The 22,702-nt window shown below is 48.6% G+C and carries 24 protein-coding genes; 5 read left to right on the forward strand and 19 right to left on the reverse strand.

The features are described 5' to 3' along the window. The coding region (locus ACTHUM_RS03265) for an alanine:cation symporter family protein (protein WP_440402794.1) at nt 1-312 on the forward strand (312 nt) is incomplete at its 5' end. Between the two features lie 58 nt (nt 313-370). On the opposite strand, the gene trhA is transcribed toward ACTHUM_RS03265, so the two are convergent. Beyond that, nucleotides 371-997: a PAQR family membrane homeostasis protein TrhA gene (gene trhA, locus ACTHUM_RS03270; RefSeq protein WP_049335514.1), complete on the reverse strand. Its 627-nt coding sequence runs from the start codon at nt 995-997 to the stop codon at nt 371-373. Between the two features lie 189 nt (nt 998-1,186). Here trhA and cysD point away from each other — a divergent pair, with 189 nt between their 5' ends. Both cysD and ACTHUM_RS03280 read left to right on the forward strand, forming a co-directional pair. Then, nucleotides 1,187-2,128, forward strand: coding sequence for a sulfate adenylyltransferase subunit CysD (gene cysD, locus ACTHUM_RS03275; RefSeq protein ID WP_079453679.1), 942 nt, complete (start codon nt 1,187-1,189; stop codon nt 2,126-2,128). Nucleotides 2,129-2,360: 232 nt separating this feature from the next. After that, a complete protein-coding gene (locus ACTHUM_RS03280; RefSeq protein WP_049322739.1) occupies nt 2,361-2,924 on the forward strand; it encodes an RBBP9/YdeN family alpha/beta hydrolase in 564 nt (187 codons plus the stop codon). A 134-nt stretch (nt 2,925-3,058) separates the two neighbouring features. Here ACTHUM_RS03280 and pyrC read toward each other — a convergent pair whose 3' ends face one another. The 3 genes from pyrC to ACTHUM_RS03295 form a co-directional block, all read right to left on the reverse strand. After that, nucleotides 3,059-4,093: a dihydroorotase gene (pyrC, locus tag ACTHUM_RS03285; RefSeq protein ID WP_070504408.1), complete on the reverse strand. Its 1,035-nt coding sequence runs from the start codon at nt 4,091-4,093 to the stop codon at nt 3,059-3,061. A gap of 97 nt (nt 4,094-4,190) precedes the next feature. Continuing rightward, entirely contained in the window at nt 4,191-4,784 is a 594-nt protein-coding gene (locus ACTHUM_RS03290; RefSeq protein WP_070588346.1) for an NMCC_0638 family (lipo)protein, read from the reverse strand. Between the two features lie 11 nt (nt 4,785-4,795). Then, nucleotides 4,796-5,020, reverse strand: coding sequence for a sulfurtransferase TusA family protein (locus ACTHUM_RS03295; protein ID WP_003681929.1), 225 nt, complete (start codon nt 5,018-5,020; stop codon nt 4,796-4,798). Nucleotides 5,021-5,129: 109 nt separating this feature from the next. Between ACTHUM_RS03295 and ACTHUM_RS03300 the strand changes: the two genes are divergently transcribed. Further along, nucleotides 5,130-5,741: a CNP1-like family protein gene (locus ACTHUM_RS03300; RefSeq protein WP_039862007.1), complete on the forward strand. Its 612-nt coding sequence runs from the start codon at nt 5,130-5,132 to the stop codon at nt 5,739-5,741. Between the two features lie 63 nt (nt 5,742-5,804). Here ACTHUM_RS03300 and ACTHUM_RS03305 read toward each other — a convergent pair whose 3' ends face one another. Continuing rightward, nucleotides 5,805-6,920 (reverse strand): porin, encoded by a 1,116-nt coding sequence (locus tag ACTHUM_RS03305; RefSeq protein WP_004519454.1) that lies wholly within the window; start codon nt 6,918-6,920, stop codon nt 5,805-5,807. 388 nt (nt 6,921-7,308) lie between these two features. On the opposite strand from ACTHUM_RS03305, the gene ACTHUM_RS03310 reads away from it, so the two are divergent. Next, nucleotides 7,309-8,055 (forward strand): carbonic anhydrase, encoded by a 747-nt coding sequence (locus ACTHUM_RS03310; RefSeq protein WP_004519452.1) that lies wholly within the window; start codon nt 7,309-7,311, stop codon nt 8,053-8,055. Nucleotides 8,056-8,118: 63 nt separating this feature from the next. On the opposite strand, the gene ACTHUM_RS03315 is transcribed toward ACTHUM_RS03310, so the two are convergent. From ACTHUM_RS03315 to ACTHUM_RS03380, 14 genes are all read right to left on the reverse strand, one after another. Beyond that, entirely contained in the window at nt 8,119-9,753 is a 1,635-nt protein-coding gene (locus ACTHUM_RS03315; RefSeq protein WP_004519451.1) for a CTP synthase, read from the reverse strand. 124 nt (nt 9,754-9,877) lie between these two features. After that, entirely contained in the window at nt 9,878-11,533 is a 1,656-nt protein-coding gene (locus tag ACTHUM_RS03320; protein ID WP_004519450.1) for an AMP-binding protein, read from the reverse strand. Nucleotides 11,534-11,626: 93 nt separating this feature from the next. Beyond that, complete coding sequence (gene mnmA / locus ACTHUM_RS03325; RefSeq protein ID WP_004519449.1) at nt 11,627-12,730, reverse strand: tRNA 2-thiouridine(34) synthase MnmA; 1,104 nt, start codon at nt 12,728-12,730, stop codon at nt 11,627-11,629. A gap of 126 nt (nt 12,731-12,856) precedes the next feature. Then, entirely contained in the window at nt 12,857-13,333 is a 477-nt protein-coding gene (locus tag ACTHUM_RS03330; protein WP_004519448.1) for a copper chaperone PCu(A)C, read from the reverse strand. A gap of 131 nt (nt 13,334-13,464) precedes the next feature. Then, entirely contained in the window at nt 13,465-13,848 is a 384-nt protein-coding gene (locus ACTHUM_RS03335) for a diacylglycerol kinase (protein WP_070695357.1), read from the reverse strand. Nucleotides 13,849-13,916: 68 nt separating this feature from the next. After that, complete coding sequence (gene gshB, locus ACTHUM_RS03340) at nt 13,917-14,873, reverse strand: glutathione synthase (RefSeq protein ID WP_039862001.1); 957 nt, start codon at nt 14,871-14,873, stop codon at nt 13,917-13,919. 115 nt (nt 14,874-14,988) lie between these two features. Further along, complete coding sequence (recN, locus tag ACTHUM_RS03345; RefSeq protein WP_070695356.1) at nt 14,989-16,650, reverse strand: DNA repair protein RecN; 1,662 nt, start codon at nt 16,648-16,650, stop codon at nt 14,989-14,991. A 199-nt stretch (nt 16,651-16,849) separates the two neighbouring features. Further along, complete coding sequence (locus ACTHUM_RS03350) at nt 16,850-18,865, reverse strand: BCCT family transporter (RefSeq protein ID WP_039861995.1); 2,016 nt, start codon at nt 18,863-18,865, stop codon at nt 16,850-16,852. A 250-nt stretch (nt 18,866-19,115) separates the two neighbouring features. Beyond that, complete coding sequence (gene scpB, locus ACTHUM_RS03355; protein WP_150540519.1) at nt 19,116-19,724, reverse strand: SMC-Scp complex subunit ScpB; 609 nt, start codon at nt 19,722-19,724, stop codon at nt 19,116-19,118. Nucleotides 19,725-19,793: 69 nt separating this feature from the next. Then, nucleotides 19,794-20,027: a glutaredoxin family protein gene (locus ACTHUM_RS03360; protein ID WP_049331356.1), complete on the reverse strand. Its 234-nt coding sequence runs from the start codon at nt 20,025-20,027 to the stop codon at nt 19,794-19,796. Between the two features lie 130 nt (nt 20,028-20,157). Beyond that, nucleotides 20,158-20,358, reverse strand: coding sequence for a (2Fe-2S)-binding protein (locus ACTHUM_RS03365; RefSeq protein WP_003681978.1), 201 nt, complete (start codon nt 20,356-20,358; stop codon nt 20,158-20,160). Nucleotides 20,359-20,585: 227 nt separating this feature from the next. Continuing rightward, nucleotides 20,586-21,464: a site-specific tyrosine recombinase XerD gene (xerD, locus tag ACTHUM_RS03370; RefSeq protein ID WP_053091030.1), complete on the reverse strand. Its 879-nt coding sequence runs from the start codon at nt 21,462-21,464 to the stop codon at nt 20,586-20,588. A 77-nt stretch (nt 21,465-21,541) separates the two neighbouring features. Further along, nucleotides 21,542-21,985, reverse strand: coding sequence for a peroxiredoxin (locus ACTHUM_RS03375; RefSeq protein ID WP_003683206.1), 444 nt, complete (start codon nt 21,983-21,985; stop codon nt 21,542-21,544). 36 nt (nt 21,986-22,021) lie between these two features. Further along, on the reverse strand, nt 22,022-22,657 hold the full coding sequence (locus tag ACTHUM_RS03380; protein ID WP_049331360.1) for a deoxynucleoside kinase: 636 nt from the start codon (nt 22,655-22,657) through the stop codon (nt 22,022-22,024). Nucleotides 22,658-22,702 lie beyond the last annotated feature (45 nt).

A 22,702-nucleotide genomic window follows, 5' to 3' on the forward strand; every position in this document is an offset into this window, starting at 1 on the left:
ACCACCATCATCGGCTGGTACTACTTCGGCGAATCCAATATCCGCTTCCTGTTCCGCGGCAAACACTTGGGCATCTACCGCGCACTGGTTTTGGTGGCCATCGTATTGGGTACATTGGGCAAAGTGGATTTGGTTTGGAGTATGTCCGATATGTTCAACGGCTTTATGGTTTTGCCGAACTTAATCGCCCTCTTCCTGCTGCGTAAGGAAATCCGTGCGGTTTATGACGATTATCTGGCGCAAACCAAAGCCGGCAAAGAGTTGACCTACAACTACGAATTCCACGAATTCCACGACAAAAACCCAGATTAACGACAAACAAAAACCTCTCAGTCAAACTGAGAGGTTTTTTATTTCAGGCCGTCTGAAACTACAACACATAAAAATAAATACTGATAAATTGCGTCAAACTGCCTGCTAAGACAAACAAGTGCCAGATACCGTGGCCGTGGCGGATTTTCGTATCGTTGATAAACCAATAAATCCCCGCGCTATACAATACGCCGCCCAACACCAGCCAAAATAATCCACCAGCCGAAAGCGACTGTATCAGCGGCCATACCGCCACCACAATCAGCCAGCCCATCAACACATAAATCACCATCGACAGCAGCCGCTTCTCGCTTTTGCGCCCAATTGTCAGTTCCTGAACAATGCCTAGCAAAGCCAATCCCCAAGACACGCCGAAAAGCGACCAGCCCCAGCCGCCGTGAAGGGTAATCAGCGTAAACGGCGTATAACTGCCTGCAATCAAAAGATAAATCATACAATGATCAACCTTTTGCAAAATCGCCTTGGCCTTAGGCTGCGGAATACTGTGATATAAGGTTGAACCCAAATACAGAAGCAGCAGGCAGATTCCGTAAGTCAGTGCACCGGCAATCCGATAGCCGTCCGCCGATTCCACCGCTTTCACCAGCATCAGCACCAACGCCGCCACTGCCAATAAGAAACCGGCCAAATGGCTGTACGCATTAAATCTCTCGCCGTGATACATAAACCATTCTCATTTCTAAAAGACCAAAGTGTACGCGAAGACAGAGGCTTCGTCAGAGAAATCGGTTTAAAAATAAGTTAAAGCGCAAAGGCCGTCTGAAAAACACGGCCTTGCAATATAACAAAAACATCTTTGCAACAAACAAACCATTCTTTCCCTTTTTCAGACGGCCTCACTAAAGTATCGACTATCGCCAAGGTTGCAAAGAGAGAAAAAATGTCCATCCAAAACCACCACCTCGACTGGCTCGAAGCCGAGTCTATCTACATCATCCGCGAAGTCATTGCCAACGCCCAAAATCCGGCCTTGCTGTTTTCCGGCGGCAAAGACTCAGTCGTATTGCTGGCGCTTGCCGTCAAAGCCTTCCAAATCGAAGGCCGTCCGCTGAAGCTGCCGTTCAAACTCCTGCACGTCGATACCGGCCACAATTACCCCGAAGTCATCCAATTCCGCGACGACACAGTCGCGCGTACCGGCGTACAACTTGTGATCGGTAGCGTAGAAGAATCCATCCGCAAAGGCAGTGTCGTCTTGCGCCGCGAAACCGATTCTCGCAACGCCGCCCAAGCCGTTACGCTGGTTGAAACCATTGAAGAACAAGGCTTTGATGCGCTAATGGGCGGCGCTCGCCGCGATGAAGAAAAAGCGCGCGCCAAAGAACGCATCTTCTCTTTCCGCGACGAGTTCGGCCAATGGGATCCTAAAAACCAACGTCCTGAATTATGGTCGCTCTACAACACACGCCTGTTCCAAGGCGAAAACATGCGCGTATTCCCGATTTCCAACTGGACGGAATTGGACATCTGGCAATACATCGCACGCGAAAAACTCGCCCTGCCGCCGATTTATTACACCCACAAGCGCGAAGTTGTCGAACGCAACGGCCTGCTCGTTCCCGTTACCCCGTTGACCCCAAAACGCGAAGGCGAAATTGCCCAAATCCGTGATGTCCGTTTCCGCACCGTCGGCGATATTTCCTGCACCTGCCCTGTTGCCAGTACCTCCGCCACGCCCGAAGACATCATTGCTGAAACCGCCGCCGCAACCATTTCCGAACGCAGCGCCACGCGCATGGACGACCGCGTATCGGAAGCGGCAATGGAAGAACGCAAAAAACAAGGCTATTTCTAAACCGGTTTTTCAGACGGCCCATATATATTTCAAACCCGAACAACACGGCAAAACCATCTGCCCCTGCCGTGTTGTTTGCTTTATTATTCTTGCAAATATCATTTAACAACAAAAGCTTAATTAAAAATCCTTACCAAGCGACAAACAATAAAACATAAACAAACATGGTATAATAAACGCTTACAGGCAGAGATTTAGACAAAAGTCTCAGGCCGTCTGAAGGAGGAAAAACATGAATCGACGCGTTTATATCGTACATGGCTTTGAAGGCAATCCGCACGGCAACTGGTTTGACTGGCTTTGCGCCCAAATCAAAAGCACCGGCGCACAAGCAATCTCCCTCGCCATGCCCAATCCCGACAAACCAAGCACGACCGCGTGGCAGTTTACCCTTGACCAGCACATCGGCAAGCCCGATGCCCATACCTTCCTAGTCGGCCACAGTCTCGGCTGCATTACCCTCCTTCACTTTCTCAGCCGCCAACAGCCCCAAAAAATCGGCGGTCTGTTGCTTGCCGCCGGTTTTGCCGATACGCTGCCACCCCTGCCTGCGCTTGATGCCTACATTAAAGCAGCGTCGCCCGATTTCGACATCCTGCGCAAAATCGACATGCCCAAACACTGTCTGGTTTCCGACAACGACACCCATGTTCCGCCCGAACTGACTTTGGACATGGCGGCCAAACTCAAAAGTCCTGTTACCCATATTCCCGAAGGCGGCCATTTGATGGCTTCGGACGGCTTTACCCAACTGCCGCAGGCTTGGGAAGCACTGAAACCCATGTTGACCGAATAAACACGCAATATAATTTGGTTTTCAGACGGCCTTGTCTGTCTCCCCTCCCCACGACAGGCCGTCTGAACGACAATAAAAAAACAACCTGCCCTTTCAAGCAGGTTGTTTCTTTTTATGCCTTATTGACAGCAAATTTAATATTGCACCGTCCATTCAATCTCACCGCCGGCCCTCATCGGTACAAGCTCGCCATCGCCGTAAGGTACGCTGATAGGTACGGTTTGTGTTTGTTTGACCAATGTGATGGTATCGGTATTTTCAGGCAGACCGTAGAAGTGCGAACCGTTTCTAGAAGCAAAGGCTTCCAGTTTGTCCAACGCGCCTGCTTTCTCAAACACTTCAGCATAAAGCTCAATGGCAGTCATCGCGCTGAACATACCGGCACAACCGCAAGCATTTTCTTTGGCAGTTTTGGCATGTGGTGCAGAATCCGTGCCGAGGAAGAATTTGTGCGCCTTATCACCGGTAACGGCGGCAACCAAAGCCTGACGGTGGGTTTCGCGTTTGAGAACCGGCAGGCAGAAATGATGAGGGCGCACGCCGCCGACCAAAAGGTCGTTGCGGTTGAGCAGCAAGTGTTGCGGCGTCACGGACGCGGCCACATTATCGCCAGCTTCCAATACCAGTCGGGCTGCTTCGGCAGTGGTGATGTGTTCAAACACGACCTTGAGGTTGGGCACTTGCGCCAGAACCGGCTTCATCACGCGCTCGATAAAGGCGGCCTCGCGGTCGAAAATATCGATTTCGGGGTCGGTTACTTCGCCGTGAACCAAGAACAAAATACCCTGTTTCGCCATTTCTTCCAACACGGGAATTAGCTTAAACAAGTCGGTCACGCCGGAATCGGAATTGGTGGTCGCGCCTGCTGGATAGAGTTTGAAAGCCACGATACCGGCAGCCTTGGCTTCACGCACGAGTTCGGGAGTAGCGTTGTCGGTCAAATAAAGCGTCATCAACGGCTGAAAGGCACTGCCTTCTGGCAGGGCGGCCATAATGCGCTCTTTGTATGCTTGGGCATCGGCAATGCTGACAACGGGCGGCTTCAGGTTGGGCATGATAACCGCGCGACCCATTTGTCGGGCGGTGTAGGGGGCAACGGCTTTGAGCGCGTCACCGTCGCGCAGGTGTAAGTGCATATCGTCGGGGCGGATGATGGTCAGGGTTTGCATAGCTTACTTTCGAGTGGTTTGGTTTGATAATGTTTCAGACGGCCTTTATTCGGCGGTAACGGTTTCTATCGATTTGATGTTTCAATCGTCAACCGGCCTAAGGCAAAACGGCGGCCTTATTGTCGTAAGAATGATGGGTCAAATAAAAAACAGCCTGTACCGGAAAATGCTCGGACGACGTTGTTTTGACGGTCAGCAAGGTTTCTTTCGGACTGCCGGACGCGCGCCATGCGTAGGAAATCTGACGCATAGGCAACGGGGCTTCCGCCAAATTATCGGCACGCAACTCAGCGTTCAAACCTTGCGGCGGATTTTCTGCCAAAGCTAAAAATTGTTTGAAAATCAGATGGTCGTCGGCTTTAGCCGTGCGCACGCTGCAACTGTCTTCAGTCAGGCTCAAATAATAATCTACGCCGTTTTCCGTTTTCTTCCAAATGCTTAATGCCTCCAAATCCATCATTCCGGCAGGCAAATCGGCAATATCTTTTTTCGACAATAAAACCAGTTTGTTGGCATTGGCAAACTCGCCGACAAGGGCGGCATCGCCGTCTGAGGCCACGCAGCTTTGGCGGAACAAGTCGGTTACATTTTGGGCATAATCGGCAGCGTTCTGCGGCGAAACGCCTTCCTTGCCGCATGCACTCAGGCAGACGGCCAATACGGCGGCACACAACGCGACGGCTTTAGACATTTCAGACGGCCTTATTTGTGTTTCAACACCAGCTTGAACACGCCGTCGGCTTCGCTCGATTCCAACAAGACATGTCCGGTCTGACGGCAAAACGCTTCAAAATCGCCGGGCGCGCCGCCATCGGTAGCCAATACGGTCAGCACTTCGCCCTCCTGCATTTGCGCCAAAGCTTTTTTAGCACGCAAAATCGGCAGCGGGCATTTCAAACCGATGACATCCAGAGTTTGTGTATTCATGATGAAAACTCGTCATATTAATCAGAATTAACGTCAATTATACCGCACTTACTTGCACCCCACCCTGCAAGCCCATAAAATAAAGCCGTTTTTCACTTTGGAGCTGTCTATGCGCCGTTTTGCCCTTCTCGCTCTCAGCCTTGCCGCGACTCAAGCATTTGCTTTGGGTTTCAGCCAAAAGGATACGCTGACCAACACGCGTTATCAGGAAAGCCCTGAAGAAGTTGCCGCACGCGAATTTAAAGAACATAAAGCCGAGTTGCCGCCCTTGCCCGATACCCAATCGGGCGATTGGTTCGACCTCTATGTCAACGAAACCTACGGCAAGCAGCCCAAAATCCTGCTCAGCAGCCTGCAAATCATGCCTGCGCCGGACAACAGCATCCGCTATGTCTTGAACGTACGCTCCGACAAAGGCTACGACAACCTCTCCGTCGAAGGCCTCTATTGCGCCCGTACGTCCTTTACTTACAGTAACGACAAGCGTTCTTCTTACAAAGTATTCGCATACGGCGACACAGTAAACCACCGCTGGATCGAGCCGCGTAAAGGCGATTGGAAGCTGATCGGCAATGCGTTCAGCCGCAATGATGCCCTGCACACCGCCCTGTATCAGGCATTCTGTATCGACGGTATGCCGACAACGGTCGAAGGCTTGGTACAACGTTTGAAAGAACGCGGCGGCCGTCACGGCACAACACTGACCAAGCACGACAAATAAACCGCTTTAATCAACAAAAAGGCCGTCTGAAATTTTTCAGACGGCCTTGTCTTTCAAGACGGTTTAGAATTTGTGATACAGGCCCACAGAAGCGGCTTTTTGTTCAACGCCGCCTTTGTTGGCCGCAGTCAGACGGGTTTTGTTGCCGACTTTCAGATACGCCAGTTGAGCATTGATGCCGGTGCGTTTGCTGAAGGTGTATTGGCCGCCGATAACGACTTGGTCGAATTTATCCACCAATTTCTCGCCACTGTTCACGCCCTTGGCAGGCCAGCCGTGTGCGTAAGTAATGCGTGGGGTCACGTTGCCGAATTTGTAGCCGACAGTTACCGCTGCATCAACTACTTTCACGGCTTCCTCTTTGCCTGTGTCGGTAGTGATGTCACTACCCTTGTACTGATTAAAATCATCGGTGAAATAGCCTAAATATTTGTTGGCTGTCTCATGGCCTTTGGCATATTGTACGCCGCCGCCGACAAAGAGATTGTCTTTATCGTAATAAGTTTCGACTTTGGCGATTTGCGCCGCTTTGGCTTTGCTTGATTTGTCGGTGTACGCGCCGTTGTAGTGGCCGTAAGCCGCATTGGCGGTAAAGCCGTTTTTAGAGAAACTCACGCCGCCGGTGTATTGGTCTTTGGCCGCTTGGGTATGCGTGTATTTATCTGAAGGATTGCGGTTGTCGCGCGGTGCGTAAGACACGTTGAATTTGAATCCGCCGAAATCCGGGCTGTCGTAGCGTACAGCGGCGTTGCGGTTGCCGGTACGGGTAAAGATGCCCAAGCCTGCGGCATTGGTTTTGTACATCCATGGATCGATGGTGTCCATTTCATTCAGCATATTGCTGAGTTTACCGGCGCGAATCTTACCGAAGTTACCTTGCAGGCCGATGAAGGAGTCCCGAGTGGCAAAACCTTGGGAACCGCCGGTAATGGCCGTTTTTTGTTCTACCTGCCAAATGGCTTTCAAATCGCCGCCCAAGTTCTCGCTGCCTTTGAAACCGATGCGGGAGGTATTGTCATTGATGCTGGTTGCGGTAGAGCTGGTTTCAGAACCTGCATCACCTTTGATTTTTACTTGACCGACGGTCACGCTACTTTTGATTTGACCATACAGAATCACTTCTGCAGATGCAGCCAGCGGCAAACCGGCAATAACCAAAGCGATAATCGATTTTTTCATTATTCTCTCCAAAACAAAGTTAAAATCTCGTGAAAACACGTTTAGCAATATTAATGTTTTCCAACGCTACAAACAACTACTTTCATCTTGATAAGCACTTTTATTTATTAGAGTTTAGACTTTTTACAACATTTTCAAATAAAACAGGCCGTCTGAAAGAAATTTCAGACGGCCTCTCCCATTCAAAGTCACTGCAAGGACAATCATCCCTCTTATTGCAATCATTTAATCAAAAATGATTGCTTGATAAATGTTTGCCATATATCAACCCAACATTCCCAAATTGCCACTATCATTAACTTTCTTCTTATGAAGAAGTTTTTTTATATCAATAATTTATTTGGTATAAATTTTTTCTTTTACCTAATATAAATAAACAGGAGCCCTTATGTTGAACAAACATCTCTTTTTATCTTTGCTAATGGCTGTCTCTACTGCAACGGTATCCGCCGAAACCCATCATGCACATTGGTCTTACACAGGTGAAAACGATGCTGCACACTGGGGCGATTTAAGTGAAGACTTTGCTGTCTGCAAAACAGGCAAACAGCAATCTCCTGTGGACTTCTCCGCAACAAAAGCAGTAAAAGGCAAACAACTGGCATACCGTTACAACGTCGCCGACTACAAAGTAGAAAATAACGGCCATACCCTTCAAGCCACGCCGCAAGGCAAGGCACAAACCATCGTGATTAACGGTAAAACCTATACCTTAAAACAATTCCACTTCCATACGCCGAGCGAACATACTTTCAAAGGCAAACATTTCCCGATGGAAGCGCATTTCGTCCATCAAGCCGAAGACGGTACTTTGGCGGTCATCGGCTCTGTATTTAAACCGGGCAAAAACAACCCTGCCTTGTCCGCACTCATTGCCAAAAAACTGAAAGCAGGCGAATCCGTAGATTTGAAAAACTTGAATATCCAAGCCCTGCTGCCTAAAGATAGCAAGTCATTTCAGCTGAAAGGCTCGCTGACAACGCCGCCTTGCAGCGAAAACGTGACTTGGGTTGTCTTAAAAACTCCGGTTCAGGCAGATGCGGCGCAGTTTAAAGCCATGCGCGACATTATCGGTGGCGAAAACAACCGTCCCGTACAACCTTTGAACGACCGCGAAGTCAATGAAGACAAATAACTTCTAAGGCCGTCTGAAAAGAAAAAAGCACCCGGATAACGGGTGCTTTTTCAATCACATCAATCAGGCTTTTTTGTTACCCAACGCGGCTTTCACAAACGCGCTGAATAAAGGATGGCCTTTGCGCGGATTGGAAGTAAATTCCGGATGGAACTGACACGCGAAGAACCAAGGATGATTTGGCAATTCGATGGTTTCAACCAAACGCTCACGGCCTGCGGATACGCCGCCGATGACCAAACCAGCTTTTTCCAACTGAGGCACATAGTTGTTGTTGACCTCGTAGCGGTGGCGATGACGTTCGCGGATATGTTCGCTACCGTAGATTTTTGCGGCAAGGCTGCCCGGTTTGAGGTCAACTTCTTGCGCACCCAAACGCATGGTACCGCCCAAATCGGCAGATTCGTCACGGGTTTCTACGCTACCGTCTGCAGTTTGCCATTCGTCAATCAGGGCAACGACAGGCGCAGCGCATTTCAAGTCAAACTCGGTAGAGTTCGCACCTTTCAAGCCTGCAACATCGCGGGCGTATTCGATCAGGGCAATTTGCATGCCCAAGCAGATGCCCAAGTATGGTACGTTGTTTTCACGCGCATAGCGTACGGCGGCAATTTTGCCTTCCACGCCGCGTGAACCGAAGCCGCCCGGCACCAAAATCGCGTCCATGTCTTTGAGCATGGAAACGTCGCCATTGCCCTTCTCAATGCTTTCGCTGTCGACAAAGGTAATTTGTACGTCGGTTTCAGTGTGAATACCGGCGTGTTTCAGTGCTTCGATCAATGATTTGTAGGACTCGGTCAAATCAACGTATTTGCCGACCATCGCGATTTTGACGGTATGTTTCGGATTTTGAATCGCGTGAACGATTTTCTTCCATTCGGTCAAATCGGCTTGTTTGACATTCAGTTGAAGCTGCTCGGTAATGATGCTATCGATGCCTTGGTTGTGCAGCATTTCAGGGCATTCGTAAATGCTGTCCACATCGTAGCTGCCCACGATGGCGCGTTCTTCAACGTTACAGAACAAAGCAATCTTACGGCGCTCGTCCGCAGGCATTTCTCTGTCCATACGGCAGATCAGGATGTCCGGTTGTAAACCGATGCTCAACATTTCTTTAACGGTATGCTGGGTCGGTTTGGTTTTGATTTCGCCGGCGGCGGCAATGTAGGGAACATAGCTCAGGTGGGCAAACAATGTATTATTACGGCCGAGCTGGCTGCGCATTTGACGGATGGCTTCCAAGAAAGGCAACGATTCGATATCGCCGACTGTACCGCCGATTTCAACAATCGCCACATCATAACCAGCCGCGCCTTCATGGATACGGCGTTTAATTTCATCAGTAATGTGCGGAATCACTTGTACGGTACCGCCCAAATAGTCGCCGCGACGCTCTTTGGCAATCACGTTTTCATAGACTTGGCCGGTACTGAAGCTGTTGCGGCGGGTCATGGTGGCGTTGATGAAACGCTCATAGTGACCAAGGTCGAGGTCAGTTTCCGCGCCGTCATCGGTCACAAATACTTCGCCGTGTTGAAACGGGCTCATGGTACCCGGGTCAACGTTGATATACGGGTCAAGCTTAAGCATGGTCACGTTCAAGCCACGCGACTCGAGAATAGTAGCAATAGAAGCGGCGGCGATACCTTTACCCAAAGAAGATACAACGCCGCCGGTTACGAAAATGAATTTAGTCATGATGTGATACCCATGTTGGAATGTGTGATTTTAACTTGAAGCAGCATATTCTGGCAAACGGCAAAAGCTTCAGGCCGTCTGAAAACAGCGTTTTCAGACGGCCTTATCATACTGATTCTATATATCAGCGCAGCTCGCGGCGCAGGATTTTGCCAACGTTGGATTTTGGCAACTCGTCGCGGAATTCGATGTCTTTCGGCACTTTATACGCCGTCAGTTCTTTGCGGCAGAAATCGATCAGTTCTTCCTTGGTCAAAGACGGGTCTTTGCGTACGACGAAGACCTTAATCGCTTCACCGGTTTTCTCGCTTGCCACGCCGATACAGGCGACTTCCAAGACTTTGTCGTTGCTGGCCACCACTTCTTCGATTTCGTTCGGATATACATTGAAACCGGATACCACAATCAAATCTTTTTTGCGGTCCACCAGCTTCAGCCAGCCTTTTTCATCCATCACGGCAATGTCGCCGGTCTCTAAAAAGCCGCGTGCATCGATTGCTTTGGCGGTTTCTTCAGGACGGTTCCAATAGCCTTTCATCACTTGCGGACCGCGTACCCACAATTCGCCCGGCTGTCCGATAGGCACTTCTTTGCCGTCCGCATCGCGTAATTCGACTTCGGTCGAAGGAACCGGCAAACCGATACCGCCGCTGTAAGCCTCGATATTCAAAGGATTGCAACACACACCCGGGCTGGCTTCGGTCAAACCGTAAGCTTCCACAATCGGCGTACCGGTGATTTTTTTCCATTTTTCCGCAACGGCTTTTTGCGTTGCCATACCGCCGCCCAAAGTCAGCTTCAAACGGGAAAAATCGACTTCGGCGAAATCCGGACGGTTGACCATCGCATTAAACAAGGTATTCACACCGATGAACACGCTAATCGGCTCTTTTTTCAATTCGCCGATAAACCCCTTCATATCGCGAGGGTTGGTAATCAGGATGATTTTAGAACCGGTATTCGCAAAGATCATCAGGTTTACCGTCAAGGCAAAGATATGATAAAGCGGCAACGCGGCAATAACCGTTTCTTTGCCTTCGTGCAGGCTGTTTTTAATCCATTCTTTTGCCTGCAACATATTGGCGCAGATATTGCCATGACTGAGGACGGCACCTTTTGCCAAACCGGTCGTGCCGCCTGTATATTGCAGCAAGGCAGTATCGTCACGTGTCAACTCGACTGGTTTGAACGTATTTGCTGCACCTTGCTTCAAGGCCGTCTGAAAAGTGATGGTATTTGGAATGCGGTATTCCGGCACCATTTTTTTCACTTTGCGGATGACAAAGTTCAGCAACGCGCCCTTAATCATGCCGAACATCTCGCCGACCGACGCGACAATCACATGTTTGATTTGCGTACGCGGCAACACCAGCTCCAGCGTATTGGCAAAGTTCTCCAACACGACAATCGTGGTCGCACCGCTGTCTTTCAACTGATGCTCCAACTCGCGCGGCGTATAAAGCGGATTGGTATTCACTGCCACCAAACCTGCCTGCAAAATACCGAAAAGCGCAATCGGATATTGCAAAACGTTCGGCATCATAATTGCCACACGCTCACCGCGCGGTAGTTTCAATACGTTTTGCAGGTAAGACGCAAAATCGGTCGCCAACTTGCCCACTTCGGCATAAGTCAGTGTTTTGCCCATATTTTGAAAAGCAGGTTTATCTGCGAATTTCTCGACACTTTGACGGAATACATCGCTGATGGAGCTGTATTGAGAGATATCGATTTCAGGGTTTACGCCTTGTTCGTAGCTTTTGAGCCAGAGTTTTTCCATATTGATCAGTCTTTTATTTAGTCGTTTTTTGAAATCGAGGCCGTCTGAAAGGCTTTATTCAATCTGCCGCTTCGTTTTCAGACGGCCCTTTTATTAAGCTGTAATAATGACAGGCTTGTCGGTGGACATGATGATACCGCCGCCCAAGCACACATCGCCGTCATACAGTACCGCAGATTGGCCTGGGGTTACTGCCCACTGCGGCTCGTCAAAAACAAGCTCGATGGTTTCATCATCTAAATAACGCAACGTACAAGGCGCGTCGGCCATACGGTAGCGCGTTTTGCAGGTATAGCGGCCTTCTTTCGGGCGTTCTGGCAATGTGAAGCTCAAATCGTTCATAACCAGGCTTTGCGTATAAAGCAAAGGATGGTCATGGCCTTGGACGACAATCAGTTCGTTTTTGGTCAAATCCTTGGCCGCAACAAACCACGGCTCGCCTGCGCCGCCGATGCCCAAGCCTTTGCGTTGGCCCAGCGTGTAAAACATCAAGCCGACGTGTTCGCCGACTACTTTGCCTTCAGGGGTCACCATTTTGCCATTATTGGTCGGCAGGTATTTTTGCAAAAACTCGCGGAACGGGCGTTCGCCGATAAAGCAGATGCCGGTACTGTCTTTTTTGGTTGCAGTCGGTAATTTGAATTCTTCGGCAAGACGGCGGACTTCAGGCTTCTCCAACTCACCCAATGGGAAAATCGAGCGCTCGAGTTGGAAAGGCTTGAGACGATATAGGAAATAGCTTTGGTCTTTATTTTGATCCAAGCCTTTGAGCAGGTAATGCACGCCGTTTCGAACTTCTTTGCGGGCATAGTGTCCGGTGGCAATGGTATCGGCGCCCTGCTCTATGGCATAGTCCAAAAAGCATTTGAATTTAATTTCGGCATTGCACAAGATATCCGGGTTTGGCGTGCGGCCTGCGCTGTATTCTTTGAGAAAATAGGCAAATACGTTGTCTTTATATTGCGCGGCAAAATTGACGATGTCGATGTCGATGCCGATGATATCGGCAACGGCAATGGCATCAAAGGAATCTTGTTTGATGCTGCAATATTCGTCGTTGTCGTCATCTTCCCAGTTCTGCATGAACACGCCGCTGATTTGATGGCCTTGCTGTTTGAGCAGGGCCGCGGTAACGGATGAATCGACGCCGCCGGAGAGGCCGACGATGATGTTTGCTGGTGTGTTGTGAGTATTCATGAGCGGAATGTGGGTTTTAAATACATTTTTTAAAGCGTGATTTTAGCACATTTTGATTTGACGACAGAAAAGGCCGTCTGCAAGCCCAATGACTTTCAGACGGCCTTTATATGCAAATTCAAGCAATTAGTGCTGATGTGCGCCACCGTGTGCGCCGTGATCGTGCTGCATTTCGGCTTTAGGCGCGGTTTTCACTTCCAGCTCGACAGTTTGAGGTTTGGCGTTTTTGAATTTCAGGGTTACAGGCACTTTTTCGCCTTCTTTCAATTGTTTTTTCAGACCCATGAACATAACGTGGTAACTGCCCGGTTTCAGCTCGGTTACGCCTTTTGCAGCTAAAGGCACGCCGCCTTTAACTTCGCGCATACGCATAACGCCGTTGTCGTTAATATGGGTATGTACTTCAACGCGTTCTGCAACAGGGCTGCTGCCGCCTACCAAGAAGTCTTGTTTGGCTTCATCGTTTTGGATTTTCATGAATGCGCCACCCATTTTCATACCTTCGACAGTAGCACGCGCCCAACCGTCTTCGATATGGATACCGGCTGCAGATACGGAAGTTGCCAAGCCTGCCAGAATCAGGGTTGCCATTAATTTTTTCATGTTTTGCTCCTTGTGTTTGCCAAATGGCTGGGATATACAGCCTTCATCTTACAACCAAAGGCCGTCTGAAAACTTTGATATAGATTAATTAATACTATCTAATCCTAACGAATTACCATATTACCACATTTTTAAGCAGTTAATGCAATAATCCAAACAATAAATAACATGAACAAAGCCATCAATTGCGCGGCCGAGCCGGCATCTTTGGCACGCTTGGCCAGCTCGTGTTTTTCAGTAGAGGTATGGTCAACGGCTGCTTCGACGGCGGTATTAAACAATTCGGTAATCAATGAAATAAACGATGCGACAACAAGCACCATTTTGATGGCCGGCCCGAAATCAAGGAATAAGGCCAAGACAATTAAAATCAGGTTCAACCAAAAAACTTGGCGAAATGCGCTTTCATAACGGTACGCGGCAGCCAGTCCGTCTTTGGAATAGCCAAACGCATTGATAATGCGCTTAATGCCGTTTTTACCTTTTTTTTCAGATGCGTAGGAAGATGGTTCCATCATATTCTCAACATAAAAAGGCCGTCTGAAAAGAAACGGTCGGGTCAATTTTCAGACGGCCTTTGGGTTTATTGTTTTGCCCAAGATGCTACGGCATCTGCAAACATAGCGGCAACGTTGAAATCTTTTTGCTTCATGATTTCTTGGAAGCCGGTCGGGCTGGTTACATTGACTTCGGTCAGGTTGTTGCCGATGACATCCAAACCGGCAAGCAAAATACCGCGACGCTTCAATTCAGGCGCAAGGGTTTCTGCGATCTCACGGTCGCGCTCGCTCAATTCCTGTGCCACGCCGCGGCCGCCGGCAGCCAAGTTGCCGCGCGTTTCTCCGTTTTGCGGAATACGCGCCAAAGCATACGGAACAACCTCTCCACCAATAATCAGAATGCGCTTGTCGCCATGTACGATTTCAGGAATATAACGTTGCGCCATGATGGTACGTGAATCAAGCTGCATCAGGGTTTCCAAAATACTGCCGATATTGGGGTCGGATTCGGTTAGGCGGAAAATGCCCATACCGCCCATACCGTCCAAAGGTTTGATAATGATGTCGCCGTGTTCTTTCAAAAAGGCACGGACATCGGCGGAACGTGTGGTAACCAAAGTCGGCGCGGTAAACTGGCTGAAGTTCAAAATAGCCAATTTTTCATTGAAATCGCGCATTGCCTGCCCGCTGTTAAATACTTTTGTACCCTGCTGCTGTGCCAACGTCAAAAACTGGGTCGCGTACAGATATTGCATATCAAACGGCGGATCAGTGCGCATAATGACCGCATCGAAATCTTTCAAGGCCGTCTGAACTTTTGCCTCTGATTTAAACCATTCGTGATCGTCATCGTTTTTCGCGCCGACAAACTCAAATGCCGCCACCTGAGCCACTACCAAGCCTTCACGGACGGACAATTCTCCGCTCAAGGTATGAAAAAGCTGCCAACCGCGCTTTGCCATTTCACGCATCATGGCGTAAGTAGTGTCTTTATAGGTTTTAAAACTTGCCATCGGATCGGCGATAAACAGGACTTTCATCAAAATTTCCTTGTAAACAGACGATATAATCATACCTTGTATTCGGCCCGCCTGAAAGGGTGGCAAAATATAGAAAAGGCCGTCTGAATCCTATTTTCAGACGGCCTTGAGGCTTTTAGGCGGCTGCCAAATGCAAGAGTTCGGCAGCATGGCTGCGTGTGGTATCGGTAATGATTTCGCCACCCAGCATACGCGCGATTTCCTCAATGCGCTGATGATGGTTCAAAACACTGATTTCGCTGACGGTTTGCTCCCCTTCGCTATGCTTGCGGACCTGCCAATGGTTTTCACCGCAAGAGGCGACTTGAGGAAGATGGGTTACCGCTAAGACTTGATGTTTTTTACCTAAGGCACGCAAAGCTTTACCGACCATTTCAGCAACGCCGCCACCAATACCGGTATCCACTTCGTCAAAAATCAATGTCGGCACTTGCGTGTATTGGCTGGCAACCACTTGCAAAGCCAAGCTGATACGCGCCAATTCACCGCCGGAAGCCACTTTATTCAAAGGACGGGACGGATTGCCTTTATTTGCCGCCACTTGGAATTGCACCTGCTCTAGACCATGTGCAGTCGGTGAAGACGGCAACAAGACGATGTCAAAACGTGCGCCTTTCATGGCCAAATGTTGCATATGCTCGGTTGTTTCTTCGCCCAAACGGCTGGCTGCCTGATGGCGCATGGCGGAGAGGATATGTGCGGCTTCGTGGTATTCGGCAAGATTGCGTGCGACTGTATTTTCCAAGGCTTCCAAATCGGCAGCCGCGTGCAGGTTTTGCAGGCGCTCATCGATTTCTGCCAACTTTTGCGGCAACTCTTCCGGCTCAATACGGTATTTGCGCGCCATGCTCATCAATTCGCCCATGCGACTTTCTTGTGCGGCCAATTCATTAGGATCGATATCGCTGCGACCGGCCACATCGCGCATATTAGCACTGATTTCACCCAATTCTGCTTCAATACTTGCCAACATATTCAGGCTCTCGGCAAAGCGCGGCTCAATGTTTTGCAGATTGCCCAACAGTTTTTGACATTGGTAGATTTGACGTTGGATGCCGTTATCTCCGTCTATGCTGTCGCCCACCTGCTCGGCGGTTTGCAGCAACTCGGCCGAATGCGCTAGACTGTCGTGGCTTTGGCTTAAGGTTTCCCATTCGTTGGGTTTAAGCTCCAATTGGTTCAATTCATTAAACTGCCATTCCAAACGCTCGCGTTCGATAGCCATGGTTTCTGCCTGCTCTTGTGCTTCTTGCAGTGCCTTTTTCGCATTGACCCAATTTTGATAAAGCTGTTTGACCGTTTCAGCCTGCTCTTTGCTGCCGGCAAATGCGTCCAACAACTCGCGTTGCGCAGACTCTTGATTCAACGAATGATGGGCATTTTGTCCGTGAATATCGATTAACTGCTCGCCGATGGCTTTCAGTTGCGCCAATGTTGCTGCCTGATTATTGATATAACTGCGGCTTTTACCCTTAGCATCGATAATACGGCGGATGCTGAGCTCTTCAGCATCTTCTTCCAAAAGACCTTGCTCCTGTAGCTGCGCTTTCAATTCAGGCAAACCACTGATGTCGAACAAAGCCGACAACTGCGCTTCTTTGGCGCCGCTGCGCACTTGGCTGTAATCGGCTTTATCGCCCAACAACAGGCCAATCGCATCCAGAGTAATCGATTTGCCTGCGCCGGTCTCGCCCGTCAATACGGTAAAGCCGTTTTGAAAATCAAGATTCAGGTTTTCAACAATGACAAAATCACGCAAAGAAAGTGCCAACAGCATTGCAGTATTCCTTAGTAAATCACCCGCACTCATGCGGAATAGCTTTAGATAAGTTGATTATAACTAAGGTTTTTTATAGTTTAAATCAGATTTTTCTTATGATTTATCTAAGATATTTATTTTAAACAAATTATTTTTTAAGCGGGCAATAAAAAGGCCGTCTGAATATTGCTACATGTTCAGACGGCCTAAATTTATTTTACTCTGCCAGTTCTACTTGTTCATGCCCCATCAATTCCTGCCCTACTCCGGCAAGCAGGTTCAGATAACGCTCATACTGTTTGAGCATATCGGCAATCAATTCTTTTTGCGTCATATATTGCACATCGTATCCATCGCGCCCATCCGAAAAATACGTCAACGGTATAAACGTTGCTGCATATTTGAAATGAGGCAGGCTGTCTTCACGAATCAACTGGTCGGTAATTTCCCGCTTTACGGATTTAATCCCATAGACAAAATCCCTTACCGTCCCTTTATGCACCACCAGCTCCACCGACGGCTCATCCTGTTGCAACAGGCAACGGATTTCTACGTCCATATTGTATTTTTCGGTCAATTCGTTTTTCAATTCCTGCATTGCCGGAAGCGCCGTATTTTTCATAAATTTGATGATATCGACTTCCTGCGTCTGATTCATCATTTGACCAAGGCGTTCCCTCCAATGATCGCCCGACCAGAAAATACTGCTCGGATTGACGGCGGTTGCAAAATAGTTGGCATCGTTGTTCAGAGCTTTCCACAAAGAAACCATCATAAAAATCATCAACACCGCAAACGGCAGAGACGCAATCAGGGTCATGGTTTGCAAGATGGGCAAACCGCCGGCACCCAGTAACACAATGGCCACAGCAGAAATCAACACGCCCCACATAACCGATTGCCACTTAGGCGAAGCCAGCCCTTTATCGCGCGAAGCAATATTGTTCAGCACATAAATGCCCGAGTCGGCAGAAGTGATAAAAAACAGCGAAATCACCAGCAATGCTACCAAGCTGCTGACAACCGGCCACGGCAAATAATTCAAAAAGGCAAACAACAATTTTTCAGGCTCGTTGGTCAAGGCAGACAAGGCGCCGTTTGCCACATGCGTGTCCAGCCACAAGGCTGAATTGCCAAATACGGTAAACCACAAAATACTCATCAGGCTAGGCACTGCCAATACACCAAAAATAAATTCGCGGATGGTTCTGCCTCGCGAAATTCGGGCAATGAACAAACCGACAAAAGGCGACCACGAACACCACCAAGCCCAATACAACACCGTCCAGCCGGTAAACCATTTTGTATGCTCAGGCTCGTAGGTATATGACTTAAAGCTGAACGAAACGAAGTTACTCAAATAAGTGCCCAAATTGTCGCTGAATGCGAAAATCAAATACGTCGTCGGCATACTCAACAAGACAAACAACAGCAATGACAGTGCCAATACCAAGTTGGTTTCACTCAAAATTTTGACGCCTTTGCCCACGCCCGAAGTTGCGGAAAATATGGCAATCGCCATCACAACAACGATAATGCCGACCTGCAAGACATAGCTGTTGTCCTGCACCCAGCCCATCTTCAGCAAACCGGAACCCATTTGTGCCGCGCCAAATCCCAAGGTTGTGATAATACCGAACAAAGTCGCAATCAAAGCCATCACATCGATGGCATCGCCCATTTTGCCGTTGATTTTGTCTTTTAAAATCGGATAAAAGCAGGAACGCAACGCCAGCGGCAATTTATAGCGGAAACCGAAATACGCCAAGGCAAGCGCAATGATTCCGTAGATTGCCCAGGCATGAATCCCCCAGTGGAATACCGTATGCAGAATCGCCTCTTGCGCATTGCCTTTGGCAATCGGGGAAGAAAAATGCGATAAAGGCTCGGCCACACCAAAAAACATCAAGCCCACGCCCATGCCGGCCGCAAACAGCATGGCCAACCATGATAAAAACGAAAACTCAGGTTCGTCCTCGTTTGTACCCAGCCTGATACTGCCGAAGCTGCTGATGGGAAGCGCCAATAAGAAAATAAGGAATACAGAGAAAGTCAGAATGTAAAACCAACTGACATTTTGAAAGATAAACTGCTTCATTGCATTTAACAAAGCCTCAGTATTTTGAGGCCAAACCAAAGCAGCTGACAAAAGCAAAAGGACGAAGAAAAGCGTAATACCGACCACGCTTGGATTGAAAGAAGATTTGTTTTGAATAAATTGTTTGAATTTCATATCGGTTCCGTAGTTGATACAGCGCATATTTGAAGAACAAACGGGCTGCCGATTGATAAAGAAAGAAACGTTTCCGTATGCCTTCTCAAACTATTACAGAATGAGAGATATTTATTCTAATAATTCTTAAATTATATCACAAAATCAATAAGTTATTAAAATAGATGAAAATTATATTTAAAATCATGATGTTATACAATAATAAAGGCCGTCTGAAACACGATTGTTTCAGACGGCCTTTACATTCAAATCAGTTAATCAGTCTGCTTCCTGATTCAACTGCTTCTTCAGCCTCCTCATCGCCTGTCGGCGGCGTTTCCATCAAATCAGGCAACACCAGCTCACCCAATTCAGTCAGCGGCGGCAATTCTTCCAAACTTTCCAAACGCAAATCGCTTAAAAAAGTTGCCGTTGTCGCCCACAAAGCCGGACGGCCGACAGAATCACGGTGGCCGATGACTTCAATCCAGCCCCTATCCTGCAAGGTTTGCATGACATTTTGCGACACTGCCACGCCGCGTATGCCTTCAATATCGCCACGCGTTACCGGTTGCTGATAGGCAATAATCGCCAGCGTTTCCATCACGGCACGGGAATAACGCGGCGCTCGCTGCTCTTGCAGGCTGCCTAGTCGTTCAAATGCGGCTTGGGCGATTTGAAAACGCCAGCCCTCATGGGTATGCACCAGTTGTAAAGCCCTGCCCTGCCAGCGTGCCTTCAGTTGCGCCAACACGTCAATTAGCTTGTCTTGCGATAACGGCGGCACGCACAATTCGCGCATGTTTTTTTCGTTTAAGGGTTCGACTTGCGTCAACAGCGCCGCTTCAATCAGCGCATCGGGAGAAAGTTTTTCAGTCATAATAAAATCAAGGTTCAGACGGCATAAACAGCCGAAGGCCGTCTGAAAGGCAATATGGTCAATGGTTTGTTACGCGCTCAAATGCGCTTTCAGTTTTTCTTCGTCCAAAAACCAATGGCAGATTTCGGTATCGCCATCCAGCAAAACAGGCACCAGCTCATTGTACTTTTCTTCTAAAACCGGATCTTCATCAACATCGACAATATCCAGCCCAAATCCAAACTGCTCCTGATAAGGCTTTAATTGTTCGCGCATTTTGTGGCACAGGCTGCAATATTCCCGAAACATCAAGGTCAGTTTCATGGTGGTTACTCTCGGAGGGACAAAAGCGGCCATTGTATAGCAAAATGCCGCCAAACCATACAGGCATGACAAAGGCCGTCTGAGCAGGCGCGAGATAGCGCCTTCAGACGGCCTTTATGTGTATTCTGAATTAAGACTGAACGTTAATACCGGCAGTCACGGTATTTTGGGCACTGCTTGCAGTCAAAAACGATGCAGCCAATTCGCCGCAGCAACCGCAACAAGTTGCCACGCCCAATTGAGCCTGCAAATCGCTCATGGTGGTTGCACCGGCGGCGATGGTCTCTTTGATGTCGTGGTCAGTAATGGCGTTGCAGATGCAGACAAACATGATGTGCTCCAATAATTTTGTTACCCTCTGTAATTGAGAGTAGGATTTATTCTTGAACGTAAATATAAATAAAAACGGTTTGCATTGCAATATTGGCACCATCCTTTTGTTTTGAAATTTTTCTATGTAAATTTGCATTTTGATTGTTATTTTATAAATAATAAACTTTATAACCGTTCAGACGGCCATGATAACAAAAAGCGGCATCTTCGAGATGCCGCCTTTATTTATGAACGGGAATGGTGTTCATCGACCATGTTTTTCAAACGGATATTGGCAACATGGGTATAAATCTGCGTGGTGTTGATGTCGGAATGTCCCAACATCATCTGGACCGAACGCAAATCGACGCCGTGATTGACCAAATGCGTGGCAAAAGCATGGCGCAAGCCGTGCGGACTGAGCGAAGCAATACCGGCCGCTTCGGCATATTCTTTAACTATCATCCATGCAAGCTGACGGCTGATGCCGCTGCGTTTCTGGCTGACAAACACTTCGTCGCAGATCTTGTTTTTTAGCAACAACGGGCGCGATTCGTTGCAATAGCGTTCCACCCAATACGCCGCTTCCTGCCCCAACGGAACCAGACGCAATTTGTCGCCCTTGCCTATGGTACGGATACTGCCGCGATGTAAATCGATATCGCTGAGCGTCAATTTGACGGCTTCGGTCACGCGCAAACCTGTTGCATACATGACTTCAAGCAAGGCTTTGTCGCGCAGCCCGTGCGGCGTTTCCACATCCGGCGCAGCCAGCAGCGCGTCGATTTGGGCTTCGGTAATCAGCGTAGGCAGTTTGCGTTCCGATTTCGGTGCCTTGAGAAAACGGGTGGGATTGTCTGCCCTTTGGCCCGTTTCCTCCAACCAGCCGTACATACGCTTGCAAGCCGACAATGCCCGCGCTTGGGACGTGTTTTTTTCTCCCTCCGCATACACGGCATCAGACAGGGCAAATTCATCGGCACTCAACCAATCCTGCCCACCCTCGGCCAACCGCGCAGCGACTTTGACCAAATCACGGCGGTAACTTTGCAGCGTATTGTGGCTGAGCCTGTCTTGCAGCCAAAGGGATTCAAGCAGCTTGTCTATTAAATCGTCCATATTCATCAAACTGTATTGAAAGGCCGTCTGAACGGCATGGCTTTACATCCGTTCAGACGGCCTTTAGGTTTTCAAAGCCCTATTTAAGAGGCTTGAGAAATTGTATCCAAAACTTCTTGCGCGTGTCCGGCCACTTTGACTTTGCGCCATTCATGGGCGATTTCGCCGTTTTCGTCCAGCACAAACGTGCTGCGCTCAATGCCGAGGGATTCTTTGCCGTAAAGCTTTTTCAGCTTGATCACGTCAAACAGTTTGCAGACAGTTTCTTCTTTGTCGCTCAACAATTCAAACTGGAAACCTTGTTTAGCGCAGAAATTCTGATGCGATTTGACACCGTCGCGCGAAATGCCGACAACGGTATAGCCCAATGCTTTGAATTGTTCCAATCTGGCATTGAAATCCAAGCCTTCGGTGGTACAGCCGGGCGTGCTGTCTTTAGGATAAAAATAGACAACCAACGGCAAATGTTCGGCGGAATTAAAATCGCTGCCGGAAGAAGATGGGAGTGTGAATTGATATTTTGACATATTATTCCTTTCAGACGGCCTAAACCTAGCCTGCGTTTATTTTTCGCTTAAATTCAAATAACTGCGCGTACCTTGAAAATCTTCCAATGCGCGCAACAAAAGCTGGAAGTGGTCGTCATTGCCGGCCAAATCCAACTCATCGGCATTGACGGTCAGCAAAGGCGCGCTTTGATACAAATGGAAGAAATGGCTGTATTCGTCATGCACCCGTCCCAAATAGCCTTCGGGGAACAAACTGATAATGCCTTCGTGACGTTTTTGCAGACGTTTGCGGTTGTTTTCGACGGCGGTTTGCAGATAAATCACCACATCGGGCTCCGCGTATTGCGGCAGAATGCGTTGCTTCATATCGACAAAAAGCTGCTGCTCGTCATCATTCAAAACGATGGGCGTAAAAATACGATCTTTTTCCGGCAAAAAATCAGCCACAACCATTCCGCCTTGCGCGCATTGGTCTTCAATAATATTCACGCTTTCAGCGCGGCGCGTTAGGAAGAAAAGCTCGGCAGCCAAGCCATTATTGGAAACATTACTGTAAAACTTCATGAGAAACGGATTGTGATCCGGATTCTCCGACAACAGCAACGCGCTGAAATGCTCTGCCAAGCGGCGGCTCAAAGCAGTCTTGCCGCTACCGATGGCGCCTTCGACAACAATATAACGAGGATTCATAGTAACTCTTTGTAATGTGTTTTCCAACAATATTTTATAGCAAAA

The sequence above is a fragment of the Neisseria sp. P0021.S006 genome (assembly GCF_051956895.1).